Annotated in this window: 11 protein-coding genes and 2 pseudogenes; 7 read left to right on the forward strand and 6 right to left on the reverse strand. The window is 72.0% G+C overall.

Annotated elements, in window-relative coordinates; genetic code table 11:
- The first annotated feature begins 38 nt into the window (after positions 1 to 38).
- Together ABT116_RS33020 and ABT116_RS33025 are read left to right on the forward strand one after the other, a co-directional pair.
- Positions 39 to 2,090, forward strand: coding sequence for a phosphoketolase family protein (locus ABT116_RS33020; protein WP_351641314.1), 2,052 nt, complete (start codon positions 39 to 41; stop codon positions 2,088 to 2,090).
- A gap of 72 nt (positions 2,091 to 2,162) precedes the next feature.
- Positions 2,163 to 2,786 carry a DedA family protein gene (locus tag ABT116_RS33025; protein WP_351641295.1) on the forward strand — a complete coding sequence of 208 codons (624 nt, stop codon included), beginning with the start codon at positions 2,163 to 2,165 and terminating at the stop codon, positions 2,784 to 2,786.
- A 90-nt stretch (positions 2,787 to 2,876) separates the two neighbouring features.
- Here ABT116_RS33025 and ABT116_RS33030 read toward each other — a convergent pair whose 3' ends face one another.
- On the reverse strand, positions 2,877 to 3,404 hold the full coding sequence (locus tag ABT116_RS33030) for a gamma carbonic anhydrase family protein (protein WP_351641317.1): 528 nt from the start codon (positions 3,402 to 3,404) through the stop codon (positions 2,877 to 2,879).
- Positions 3,405 to 3,516: 112 nt separating this feature from the next.
- Here ABT116_RS33030 and ABT116_RS33035 point away from each other — a divergent pair, with 112 nt between their 5' ends.
- Positions 3,517 to 4,314 carry an acyltransferase gene (locus ABT116_RS33035; RefSeq protein ID WP_351641297.1) on the forward strand — a complete coding sequence of 266 codons (798 nt, stop codon included), beginning with the start codon at positions 3,517 to 3,519 and terminating at the stop codon, positions 4,312 to 4,314.
- Between the two features lie 10 nt (positions 4,315 to 4,324).
- On the opposite strand, the gene ABT116_RS33040 is transcribed toward ABT116_RS33035, so the two are convergent.
- On the reverse strand, positions 4,325 to 5,182 hold the full coding sequence (locus tag ABT116_RS33040; RefSeq protein WP_351641298.1) for an EamA family transporter: 858 nt from the start codon (positions 5,180 to 5,182) through the stop codon (positions 4,325 to 4,327).
- 97 nt (positions 5,183 to 5,279) lie between these two features.
- Here ABT116_RS33040 and ABT116_RS33045 point away from each other — a divergent pair, with 97 nt between their 5' ends.
- Positions 5,280 to 5,852, forward strand: coding sequence for an XRE family transcriptional regulator (locus ABT116_RS33045; RefSeq protein WP_104781916.1), 573 nt, complete (start codon positions 5,280 to 5,282; stop codon positions 5,850 to 5,852).
- Between the two features lie 21 nt (positions 5,853 to 5,873).
- Here the strand turns inward: ABT116_RS33045 and ABT116_RS33050 are convergent, their stop codons facing one another.
- Positions 5,874 to 6,986, reverse strand: a complete 1,113-nt coding sequence (locus ABT116_RS33050) for a cation diffusion facilitator family transporter (RefSeq protein ID WP_502983981.1) — start codon at positions 6,984 to 6,986, stop codon at positions 5,874 to 5,876.
- A gap of 9 nt (positions 6,987 to 6,995) precedes the next feature.
- Between ABT116_RS33050 and ABT116_RS33055 the strand changes: the two genes are divergently transcribed.
- The gene (locus ABT116_RS33055; RefSeq protein WP_351641303.1) at positions 6,996 to 7,355 is read left to right on the forward strand and encodes an ArsR/SmtB family transcription factor; all 360 of its coding nucleotides are present in this window, start codon (positions 6,996 to 6,998) and stop codon (positions 7,353 to 7,355) included.
- A gap of 122 nt (positions 7,356 to 7,477) precedes the next feature.
- Here ABT116_RS33055 and ABT116_RS33060 read toward each other — a convergent pair whose 3' ends face one another.
- The 3 genes from ABT116_RS33060 to ABT116_RS33070 form a co-directional block, all read right to left on the reverse strand.
- On the reverse strand, positions 7,478 to 8,701 hold the full coding sequence (locus tag ABT116_RS33060; RefSeq protein ID WP_351641306.1) for a 4-hydroxybenzoate 3-monooxygenase: 1,224 nt from the start codon (positions 8,699 to 8,701) through the stop codon (positions 7,478 to 7,480).
- 22 nt (positions 8,702 to 8,723) lie between these two features.
- Positions 8,724 to 10,328, reverse strand: coding sequence for an APC family permease (locus tag ABT116_RS33065; protein ID WP_351641308.1), 1,605 nt, complete (start codon positions 10,326 to 10,328; stop codon positions 8,724 to 8,726).
- Between the two features lie 154 nt (positions 10,329 to 10,482).
- Positions 10,483 to 10,911 (reverse strand): CoA-binding protein, encoded by a 429-nt coding sequence (locus ABT116_RS33070; RefSeq protein ID WP_351641311.1) that lies wholly within the window; start codon positions 10,909 to 10,911, stop codon positions 10,483 to 10,485.
- Between the two features lie 83 nt (positions 10,912 to 10,994).
- On the opposite strand from ABT116_RS33070, the pseudogene ABT116_RS33075 reads away from it, so the two are divergent.
- Together ABT116_RS33075 and ABT116_RS33080 are read left to right on the forward strand one after the other, a co-directional pair.
- Positions 10,995 to 11,492: pseudogene (locus ABT116_RS33075) on the forward strand (ABC transporter ATP-binding protein); the annotation flags it as partial.
- A gap of 101 nt (positions 11,493 to 11,593) precedes the next feature.
- Positions 11,594 to 11,962 (forward strand): annotated as a pseudogene (locus tag ABT116_RS33080) (hypothetical protein); the annotation flags it as partial.

The raw sequence follows: 11,962 nt of genomic DNA on the forward strand, positions 1-11,962 counted from the left end.
GGAGGGAGACCGAGGGCGGAGGCCGCCGCGGTCCTGCCCTGGGCGACGGCGTTGGACCAGAAGGGCGAGCGCCGGTCGGGCCGTGTTCCGTCGCCTTCCCCGGCGGCGTGCCCAGCCACGTCGCCCCGGAGGTGCCCGGCTCGATCCACGAGGGCGGTGAACTCGGCTACTCCCTCGCCCACGCCTACGGTGCCGCCCTCGACAACCCGGACCTGCTGGTGGCCTGCGTGATCGGCGACGGCGAGGCGGAGACCGGGCCGCTCGCCGGATCCTGGCACGCCAACAAGTTCCTCGACCCCGTCCACGACGGTGCCGTCCTGCCGATCCTGCACCTCAACGGCTACAAGATCGCCAACCCGACCGTGCTGTCCCGCCTCCCCGAGGAGGAGCTCGACGCGCTGCTGCACGGCTACGGCCACGAGCCGATCCACGTCAGCGGCGACGACCCGGCCACCGTCCACCGCACCATGGCCGAGACCATGGACACCGCCCTCGACCGCATCGCCGCCGCACAGCGCGCCGCCCGCGAGCAGGGTGCGACCGAGCGGCCGCACTGGCCGGTGATCGTGCTGCGCACCCCCAAGGGCTGGACCGGCCCGGCGGAGGTCGACGGCGAGCCGGTCGAGGGCACGTGGCGCGCCCACCAGGTGCCGCTGTCCGGCGTCCGCGACAACCCGGAGCACCTGAAGCAGCTGGAGTCCTGGCTGCGCTCGTACCGGCCCGAGGAACTCTTCGACGCCGAGGGCCGCCCGGTCCCGGACGTCCTCGCCTGCGTCCCCGAGGGCACCAGGCGTCTCGGCGCCACCCCGTACGCCAACGGCGGCCTGCTCGTGCGCGACCTGCCCATTCCGTCCCTTGACGACTTCGCCGTGCCCGTCGACAAGCCCGGCACGACGACGCACGAGCCGACCCGGGTCCTGGGTGACCTCCTCGCACGGATCATGCGCGACACCGCCGGACGCCGCGACTTCCGCCTGGTCGGCCCGGACGAGACCGCCTCCAACCGGCTCCAGGCCGTCTACGACGCCAGCGGCAAGACCTGGCAGGCCGGGACCCTGCCCGTGGACGAGCACCTCGACCGGCACGGCCGGGTGATGGAGGTGCTCTCCGAACACCTCTGCCAGGGCTGGCTGGAGGGCTACCTGCTCACCGGCCGGCACGGGCTCTTCTCCTGCTACGAGGCGTTCGTGCACATCGTCGACTCCATGGTCAACCAGCACATCAAGTGGCTGCGCACCTCGCGCAGGCTGCCCTGGCGGGCCCCCATCGCCTCGCTCAACTACCTGCTGACCTCCCACGTGTGGCGGCAGGACCACAACGGCTTCTCCCACCAGGACCCCGGCTTCGTCGACCACGTCCTCAACAAGAGCCCCGAGGCCGTCCGGGTCTACCTGCCGCCGGACGCCAACACCCTGCTGTCGGTGGCGGACCACGCCCTGCGCAGCCGCGACTACGTCAACGTGATCGTGGCCGGCAAGCAGCCCTGCTTCGACTGGCTGTCGATGGACGAGGCCCGGGTCCACTGCGCCCGCGGGGCCGGCATCTGGGAGTGGGCGGGCACCGAGGACGGCACCGAGCCCGATGTCGTGCTCGCCTGCGCCGGTGACGTCCCGACCCAGGAGACCCTCGCCGCCGCCCATCTGCTCCGCCGGTACCTGCCCGAGCTGACCGTCCGGGTCGTCAACGTCGTCGACCTCGCCCGGCTGCTGCCCCAGGGCGAACACCCGCACGGCATGAGCGACTTCGAGTACGACGGGCTGTTCACCACCGACAAGCCGGTGATCTTCGCCTATCACGGCTATCCGTGGCTGATCCACCGGCTCGCCTACCGCCGCACCGGCCACGGGCACCTGCACGTGCGCGGCTACAAGGAGGCCGGCACCACGACCACGCCGTTCGACATGGTCGTCCGCAACGACCTCGACCGCTACCGCCTGGTCATGGACGTCATCGACCGCGTCCCCGGCCTCGCGGTCCGCGCCACGGCGGTGCGCCAGCGGATGGCCGACGCCCGCACCCGCCACCACGCCTGGATCCGTGAGCACGGCACCGACCTGCCCGAGGTGGCCGAGTGGAGCTGGAACGCCTGAGCCCCGAGGGACGTCCTAGAAGCCGGTAGGCTTCCCTCGGCACGCAGGGAAGCTCAGCGAAAGGAACCGGCGTTGCACGTCCAGGAGTGGCTCGAAACCGTACCCGCGGTCGCCGTATACGCGCTGGTCGGGCTGGTCATCGGCCTGGAAAGTCTGGGCATCCCGCTGCCGGGCGAGATCATCCTCGTCTCCTCGGCGCTGCTCGCGTCCCAGCACGGGGAGATCGACCCGGTCGTCCTGGGTGCCAGCGCGACGGCCGGCGCGATCATCGGCGACTCGATCGGCTACGCCATCGGCCGCAAGGGCGGTCGGCCCCTGCTGGCCTGGCTGGGCAACAAGTTCCCCAAGCACTTCAGCGAGGGCCACATCGCCACCGCCGAGCGCTCCTTCGAGAAGTGGGGCATGTGGGCCGTCTTCTTCGGCCGCTTCGTCGCCCTGCTGCGTATCTTCGCGGGGCCCCTCGCCGGTGTGCTCCGCATGCCGTACTGGAAGTTCGCCATCGCCAACGTCCTCGGGGGCATCCTGTGGGCCGGCGGCACGACGGCGGTCATCTACTACGTCGGCATCGTCGCGGAGTCCTGGCTGAAGCGCTTCTCGTGGCTGGGCCTGGTGGCGGCGGTCCTGGTGGGCCTCACGTCCATGCTGGTGATCAAGCGCAAGGCGAAGAAGGCAGTACCTGCGGCGGCGGCAGAGTAGGTCACCCCAAAGGGGCGCGGGACTGTGTCCGTCTGCGGCTCCGCCGCGTGGGCGCGACCAGCCACAACCCACCCGCACCCGCCGAACCGCCTAGGCATGCACATCCCGATGCGCCTTCGCCAACTCGGCGTACATCGTGCCGTTGAGGGTGACGCCCTGCTTCTCTTCCTCCGTCAACGGCCGCTTGACCTTGGCCGGCACCCCGGCGACGAGCGAGCCGGCCGGCACCACCATTCCCTGCGGCACCAGCGCCTGCGCCGCGACGAGCGAACCGGCCCCGATCACGGCGCCGTTCAGGACCGTCGCCCCCATGCCGATCAGACAGTCGTCCTCGACTGTCGCCCCGTGCACCACGGCGTTGTGCCCGATGCTCACGCGCTCACCGACGCTCACGGGGAACCCCGGGTCGGCATGCAGCGTGCAGTTGTCCTGGACGTTGCTGCTCGCCCCGACGGAGATCGCCTCGACGTCGCCGCGCACCACGGCCCCGTACCAGACGCTCGCCCCCGCCCCCAGCGTCACGCCCCCGATCACCGACGCCGTGGGCGCCACGAACGCCGTCTCATGGATCTCCGGCTCCCTGCCGCCGATCCCCGTGATCATCGCCCGCTGCGCCATGTCCGCCTCCAGGAACGTCGTAGACAACGCGCAAACCGTACGCCACCCGGTGGGGCGAAGATCACAGGCCTCCGACGCCGCGGGCAGAGCTACCGCTGAGTACGGTGAGGTCGTGCCGAAGCGCAAGAACACGTTCTCATCCTGGCGGCGGGGCCTCACACAGCGCGCCGTCCACGCGGGCTGGGCCTGGCTGCAGCGCACGGGCTCCGTCACCGCCGAGCACCCCGGCCGGTACCGCTTCGGCGCGATGGGAACGAGTACCAGACTGGCCTTCCCGCTCGGCACGGTCTTCGGCGAACCCTGGATCCACCTCGGCTCCCACTGCATCATCGGTGAGCAGGTCACCCTCACCGCGGGCCTGATGCCCGACCTCGACCTCGGGCCGGACCCGATCCTGCGCATCGGCGACGGGGTCGTCCTGGGGCGCGGCAGCCACGTCATCGCGGACACGACGGTCACGATCGGCAGCGACTGCTACTTCGGTCCGTACGTCTACGTCACGTCCACGAACCACTCCTACGACGATCCGCACGAGCCGATCGGCAAGCAGTGGCCGCGGATGGAACCGGTGGAGATCGGGGCGGGCTGCTGGATCGGCACGGGTGCGGTGATCCTGCCGGGCGCCCGGATCGGACGGAACGTCGTGGTGGCCGCGGGCGCGGTCGTGCGGGGCACGGTGCCCGACCACGCCGTGGTGGCCGGCGCGCCCGCCCGGGTCGTACGCCGCTGGACCCCCGCGGACGGCTGGCAGCCACCGCTGCGCACCCCCGCGCCGGTGCCGATACCGGAGGGCGTCACGCCCGAGCAGCTACGCGCGCTGTCGGACCTGGACGAGGAGACGGCGGCCCGGCTGGCCGAACTGGACGAGGAGACGGCGGCCGATCTCGCGAAGCTGGAGCCGGGTTCCTGAACCGCCGGGCTCAGCCCGACGCCAGCAGCACCGTCCCGACCAGGGCGAGCCCCGCTCCCGCGGCCTGCACCGCCCGCAGTCGTTCACGGAGGACGCCCCGCGCGGCCACGGCCGTCACCACCGGGTACAGAGAGGCCAGCACGGCGGCGACCGTCACCGGGCCGTGCTGCGCGGCGATCGAGTACGTGCCGTTCGCGGCGACGTCCGCGAGGCCGACGAAGGCGAGGGCGGGCAGGGAGCGCCAGGGGAAGCCGTCCGCCGGGAGCGCCGGCGATCCGCGCCGCACCGAGACGTAGAGGGCCAGTCCGCCCGCCGCGACGTTCGTCACCCGCTGGACGAACAGGGCGAGGAGCAGGCCGGTCAGTGTCGTCGACGCCTCGGCGATCAGCGCCATCACCGCGCCGAAGCCGAACGCCGCGAGCAGGGTCAGGGCGATGGCCTGGCGCTGGACCGGGGCGCCGCGGAACTGGGGGCCGCCGGCCAGGCACACACCGGCGACGGCCACCAGGATGCCGACGAACTGCAGCAGGCCGGGGCGCTCGCCCAGCACCAGCCCCACCCCGACCGGCACCGCCACACCGATCGAGCCCAGCGGCGAGACCACGCCCATCGGACCGAGCGCGAGGGCCTTGTAGAAGGCCAGCATCGCCACCGGCCCGACCAGCCCGGCGGCCACGGCGAACCACAGCTGCGGCCCCGCCTCGCTCCAGCCGCCGGTCGCCGCCACGCCAGCGCCGAGCACCACCACCGCGATCGACTGCGAGACCACGACCACCGTGAGGGCGGGCGTGCGCCGGGTCAGCAGACCGCCGCCGAAGTCGGCCAGCCCCCACAACAGGCTGGTGGCCAGGGCGAAGAGCGCTGTCATGGGACGGATACCTCGCAGTACAGTGCAGTGAACGATCAGGTCAACCACACCATAGTGCACTCTGCTGCACTGTGTCATACAGAATATTGGACGGAATGTGTCGGACCTCGACCTGCTGACCCAGTCCCTGGCGCGGAGCGTCAAGCACTGGCGCGCGGTGCGCGGCTTCACCCTGGACGTGCTCGCCGCCCGGGCCGGCGTCAGCCGCGGCATGCTCATCCAGATCGAGCAGGCCCGCACCAACCCCAGCCTCGGCACCGTCGTCAAGATCGGCGACGCGCTCGGCGTCAGCATCACCACCCTGCTCGACTACGAGCAGGGCCCGAACGTCCGCATCGTCCCGGCCGAGCAGGCCGTACGGCTGTGGCACACCGACGCGGGCAGCTACAACCGGCTCCTCGCGGGCACGGAGGCGCCCGGCCCGCTGGAGATGTGGGACTGGCGGCTCATGCCCGGCGAGAGCAGCCCCTCTGACCCGCACCCCGCCGGCACGACCGAACTGCTCCACGTCACGGCGGGCGAACTGACCCTCACCGTCGACGGGGTCGAGCACCGCGTGCCCGCGGGCGCCAGCGTCCACTTCGAGGCCAACGTCCCGCACACCTACGGCAACACCGGCGACGCCCCCATGGAGATGGTCATGGCCGTCTCGGTGCCACCCGTGACCTGAGCCGGTGACACGGCCGCTGACCTACGCCGCCATGTGATGGGCCAGCGGGAGATGGGGGTCGCTCTCGCCGGGGGCCGGCTCCGGATCCGCGTGCACCAGGGCCGCGGTCAGACGCGGTACGGCGTGCAGCAGCGCGTGCTCGGCGTCCACCGCGATGCGGTGGGCCTCGCGCACCGTCGCCGCGCCGTCCACCACGACCGCCACCTCGGCGCGCAGCCGGTGGCCGATCCAGCGCAGCCGGAGCTCACCCACACCGCGCACCCCGGGCACGTCGGCCAAGGCCTGCTCGGCCCGGTCCACCAGGGCCGGGTCGACGGCGTCCATCACCCGGCGGAACACCTCCCGGGCCGCGTCCCGCAGCACCAGGACGATCGCTGCCGTGATCGCCAGCCCGACGATGGGATCCGCCAGTTGCCACCCCAGGGCGGAGCCTCCGGCGCCCAGCAGCACGGCCAGGGAGGTGAAGCCGTCGGTTCGGGCGTGCAGACCGTCGGCGACCAGCGCGGCCGAGCCGATCGAGCGGCCGACGCGGATGCGATAGCGGGCCACCCACTCGTTTCCGGCGAAGCCGACGACAGCGGCCACGGCGACCGCCGGGACGTGCTGGACCGGGCGCGGGTCCAGCAGCCGGTCCACGGCCGTCCAGCCCGCGAAGCCCGCGGACGCCGCTATCGTCAGCACGATCACGAGCCCGGCCAGGTCCTCGGCGCGTCCGTAGCCGTAGGTGAAACGGCGCGTGGCCGCACGTCGGCCCAGCACGAAGGCGATGCCGAGCGGGACGGCGGTCAGCGCGTCCGCGGTGTTGTGCACCGTGTCCCCGAGCAGTGCCACCGACCCCGAGACGGCCACGACGACCGCCTGGGCCAGCGCCGTCACGCCGAGCACGGCGAGTGAGACCCACAGGGCCCGCATCCCGCGCGCCGAGGACTCCAGGGCGGAGTCGACCTTGTCGGCGGTCGCGTGGGAGTGCGGGGCGAGGAGGTGGGTCATCCGGTGGCGCAGACCGTGCCGGGGGCCGTGGTCGTGGTCGTGCCCGTGGTCGTGCTGGTGCGAGTGGGTGTGCTCGTACCGTTCGCTCACGTGGATCCCCTTCCGGTGCGCGCGGGAGTGGACGTACCCGTGCCGTGCCGCCATTATGTGCGTATGAGCGCACGCATGCACCTGTCATCTGCGCACGATGCGCATCCGCGCAGCCCGGGCGAGGAACAGTTCGCACTCGCGGCAGAGCTCCTCGCCCTGCTGGGGGACCGGACCCGGCTCGCCCTGCTGCATGCGCTGACCGGGGGAGAATCCGACGTCACGACGCTCACGGAGGCGTGCGGGGCGGCCAGGCCGGCCGTCAGCCAGCACCTGGCGCGACTGCGCCTCGCGGGCCTGGTGAACACACGCAAGGAAGGCCGCCGGGTGATCTACTCACTGCGCGACGGTCATCTGCGCCGGCTCGTCGACGAGGCACTGAACGTGGCCGACCACCGGCTCAGCGACCGCCCCCTGCACGACTGAGCACGGCTAGCTCGGCAGCGCGTCGCAGTCCCGACGCGAACGGCTCGCTCGGTACCGCGCCGCAGGGCCGACGAGGGCGGCCCGCTCAGTAACGCGCCGCCGTCCAGCTGAGTACGGCCCGCTCAGTAGCGCGCCGCCGTCCCGAGGTACTGCTCGGCGAAGGCGGCCGCCGCGGCGGGTGAGGTGAACAGGCGGCGCAGCCGGGCGAGCGCGGTGCCCGCGCGGAACGGGTCGCCCGCCGCCGTGCCGTGGAGCACCTCGGACAGCCACTGCGAGAACTCCTGGTAGTCCCACACGCGCCGCAGGCATGCTTGCTCGTAGCCGGCCAGACCGCTGTCGTCACCCGTGGTCAGCCGGGCGACCAGGGCGTCGCCGAGCAGGAAGGCGTCGTGCAGGGCGAGGTTCATGCCCTTGGCGGCGATGGGGGCGACCAGATGGGCCGCGTCACCGGCGAGGTGGAGCCGGCCGTGCACCATCGGCTCGACCACGTAGTCGTGCATGTCCAGCACGCGCTTCTCGATCAGCCGCCCCTCGGTGAGCGGGGGCACGCCGGCCGCCCCGAGCCGTTGCCGGAGCTCCGACCAGACGCGCTCGTGCGGCCAGTTGTCCGGAGCGTCACCCGGCGGGCACTGGAGGTAGTAGCGGGTCACCTCCGGGCTGCGGGGCATCTGGCCGGCGAACCCGCGCGGGTGGCAGCCGAACAGCACGCAGTCGGCGGACGGCGGCGCCTCGGCGAGCAGGGCCAGCCAGCCGATGCCGTAGTCGTGCCGCGCGATCCGGACCCGCTCGGGCGGAAGCGCGGCCCGGGTCGCTCCGCGTGCCCCGTCGCACCCGGCGACGAAGTCGCAGTGCACCACCCGGCGTTCCCCTGTTTCGGAGCAGGTGTACGACACGGACGGCCGGTCGCTGTCGACGTCGTGCAGCTCCACGTCCCGGACACCGAAGCGGATCTCGCCGCCGCGGACGTCGGCGTACTCGCGCACCAGGTCCGTCACCAGCAACGGCTGTGGATAGACAAAGTGGTGACTGCCTGTCAGCTCGCCGTACGGGAACCGGTAGCGCTCCCCGTCGAAGCGGAACTCGCACGCGGTGTGCAGTTCCGCGCGGTCCAGCAGGTTCCGGGCGAGGCCCCGCTTCTCCAGGCCCCGTACGGCCCATTCCTCGATGACTCCGGCGCGGGGCCGCTGTTCGATGAACTCCCGGGTCTCCGTCTCCAGCACCAGACAGTCGACGGACGCGGCCCGCAGGATGTTGCCGACGGTCAGACCCGCCGGACCGGCGCCCACGACAACGACTGGGAAACGTTGCGGGGCGCCGGAGTCGGGGGGCGGAGAGGCGTGGGTCATGCGCACAGTATGGAGGCCGGTCTCAGTGGACCGGCACCTCCGTGACGGCCACCTCCTCGATGCTCCGCTCGATGTCCACGGACACGGAGGCCGAGGCCCGGGCCCAGTAGTAGATCGCCAGCGAGAACACCGCGACGACCAGGATGTCCCACCACAGCGCGAGGTGTCCCTGGCCGCCGAAGCCGCCCTGCCAGGAGATGACGCCCATGCCCAGCAGGTAGACGGGCAGCCACTGGGCGGCCTTGAAGTCGAGCCGGGGAGCGTCGGGCAGGCCCTTGTGCGTGGCGTACCAGGCGTAGCCGCCGAGCAGGACGTAGCCGAGGACGATGGCCACGCCGAGCCGCCACAGGGTGTCCCAGGTGGACCAGTAGATGATGAGGTTGGCCACCACGAACGACAGCGGTGAGAGGACCTTCCCGCCGGGCAGGCGGTAGGGGCGTTCCCGGTGCGGCAGCCGGTCCGCGAAGACGCCGTAGGCCAGCGGGGCGCCCGCGTACATCAGCACGCTCGCCGAGGTGATGAAGCCGACCAGCTGCTGCCAGCTCGGGAACGGAAGGAAGCAGACCACGCCGGTCACGAAGGACACGATCAGCCCGAACCACGGCACGCCGCGCGCGTCGGTGCGGACGAAGATCTTCGGCGCGTAGCCGTTGCGGGCCAGTCCGTAGGAGACCCGGGACGTGGCCGTCGTGTAGATCAGGCCGGTGCCGCCCGGGGAGACCACCGCGTCCAGGTACAGCACCACGCTCAGCCAGCCGAGGCCCACCAGGGTCGCGAGACCCGCCCACGGGCCGCTGATGCCGGGGTAGTCGAGCTTGGTCCAGCCGTGCGCGAAGGAGCCCAGCGGCAGGGCGGCGATGAAGACGACCTGGAGCAGGACGTAGATGCCCGCCCCGATGGCGACCGAACCGATCGTCGCGCGCGGCAGGTCCCGCTGCGGATCGCGGCTCTCGCCCGCCAGCTGGATCGCCTGCTCGAAGCCCAGCAGGGCGAAGATGATGCCGCTGGAACTGACGGCGCTCAGCACACCGTGGGCGCCGAACGGTGCGAAGCCGTGCTCGGTGAAGTTGCCGGGGTGGAAGTTGCCCGCCGCGATGATGAAGATCGCTGCCAGCGGCACGGCCACCTTCCACCAGGTGGCGGCGCTGTTGGTGTGCGCCAGGATCCGCACCCCGAGGAAGTTGACCACGACGAACACGGCCATCAGCAGGACGGCGACGACGAAACCGCTCGTCGTCAGCGTCCCGTCCTTCGCGTGCTGGAAGCCCTGCGCCCAGTGCCAGTGCCCGGCGTAGCCGATCATGGCCTCGACCTCGATCGGTGCCACCGTCGCGGCCTGGAGCCAGGAGAACCAGCCGAAGGACATGCCGGCCAGTCCGCCGAACGCGTAGTGCGGATAACGGGCGGTGCCGCCGGCGACCGGGAACATGCCGCCGAGTTCCGCGTGCACCAGAGCCAGCAGCACGATCGCCACCGCACCGATGAGCCAGGACAGGATCGCCGCGGGGCCGGCCGCCACGACGGCCTTCTCGGCGCCGTACAACCAGCCCGAGCCGATGATGGAGCCGACCGAGGCCCACATGAGCCCGATCAGCCCGACATCCCGGCGCAGGCCGTCTCTTTCCATGAATTCAGGGGCCTCTCATAAATGAACTCGGAGAGTTCAGTGAGCAAGAGGCCTCAGATTAGGAATGGACTACCCGGCGGCAGAAGACGAGTTGTGCAGCCTTGACCGGGCGCGGCAAGCCTTGACCGGCTGCGGGTGTTTCCTGGGAAACGCTTCAGGATTCCTGTACGCGGTGATGAGGCAGCCGTGGGATCTCGATGGCCGGGCAGCGGTCCATCACCATCTGCAGGCCCGCCGCACGGGTCCGGTCGTACGCCGCCTCGTCGATCACACCGAGCTGGAACCACACGCCTTTCGCGCCCTTGGCGACCGCCTCGTCCGCGACGGCACCGGCGAGGTCGCTGTTCACGAACACGTCCACGACGTCCACGTCGAAGGGGATGTCCGCCAGGCTCACGTACCCCTTCTCCCCGTGCACCGTCTCCGCCTTCGGATGCACCGGCACGACGCGCTTGCCGAATCGCTGGAGCACGGCGGCGACGCCGTACGCCGCGCGCTGCCGGTTCGACGACAGGCCCACCACGGCCCAGGTGTCGCCGAGCTCGGTGAGAATCCTGCGGACCGTTGCCTCGTCGCCGTACACCGGCGGCCTCCTCGGAAGTCGTGGACGAGCTGCTCTCCGTTCAACGGCGCAGGGTGCGCGGTGATTCCCCGAGCGGCCCCCGCGCCGAGCTGACGGTCATGGACGTCGTACGGCCGGGCCGCGTCCCGCACCGTCGCGCCTGGGCGCCCTCCTCGGCCGACGACGAGCGGGCGGTGCGCACCGCCTTGGAGCGTACGGGTCTCGCCGACCGGGGCGGCCGGCTCTGGCACACCCTCTCGGGCGGCGAACGCCAGCGGGTGCAGATCGCCCGCGCGCTCGCCCAGGAACCCCGCGAACTCCTCCTCGACGAGCCCACCGACCACCTCGACATCCACCACCAGCTCGACCTGGTCACGGCCCTGCCCGTCACCACCGTCGTCGCCCTGCACGACCTGAACCTCGCGGCGATGTACTGCGATCGGGTCGTCGTGCTGTGCGCGGGGAGGGTGGTCGCGGCGGGCGCTGCGGGAGACGTCCTCACGGTGGAGCTCATCGCCGAGGTGTACGGGGTACGGGCCGCCGTCAGCCGGGAAGGGCCCGAAGGGCGGCCTCATGTGCGGTTCCTGGGCACGCCGGCCTGACAGGAGCGGGCCACCCCGCCGGGGTGAACCGATCGCGCCACGATGGCCGGAAAATGCCCGGCCTGCCTGCGCGGACCCGCCCTCCCGCCTACGCTCGCCTCGTGCTGCGCATCATCGACGCCCGAACCCGTGAGCCGGTCGACGCCGCCCCGGCCCGCCGGGGTCTGACCCGCGTTCAGGTGCACGCGACGGACTCCGACACGACGAACCTGCGGGTGCTGCTCGTCGGGGACCTGCTCGTGCGGACCCTGGAACTCGGCGGCACACCGGTCTGGGCGCTGCTGACCGGTGGCAACCGGCAGGCGGAGCTGCGCGCGGGCGCGACGACACTCGGCATCCGCCCCTTCGAGGACAGCCCCGACGTCGGTGCCGGTCTGGGCGAGTCCCAGGTCGTCCATGTCGCCGCCGAGGGCGAGGCGGTGCCCGACGGGGTGCGGATCGCCGTCGCACCGGCCGAGCCGGGCCCGCCG

This window comes from Streptomyces sp. NPDC002130 (assembly GCF_040296465.1).
Lineage (GTDB): Bacteria > Actinomycetota > Actinomycetes > Streptomycetales > Streptomycetaceae > Streptomyces.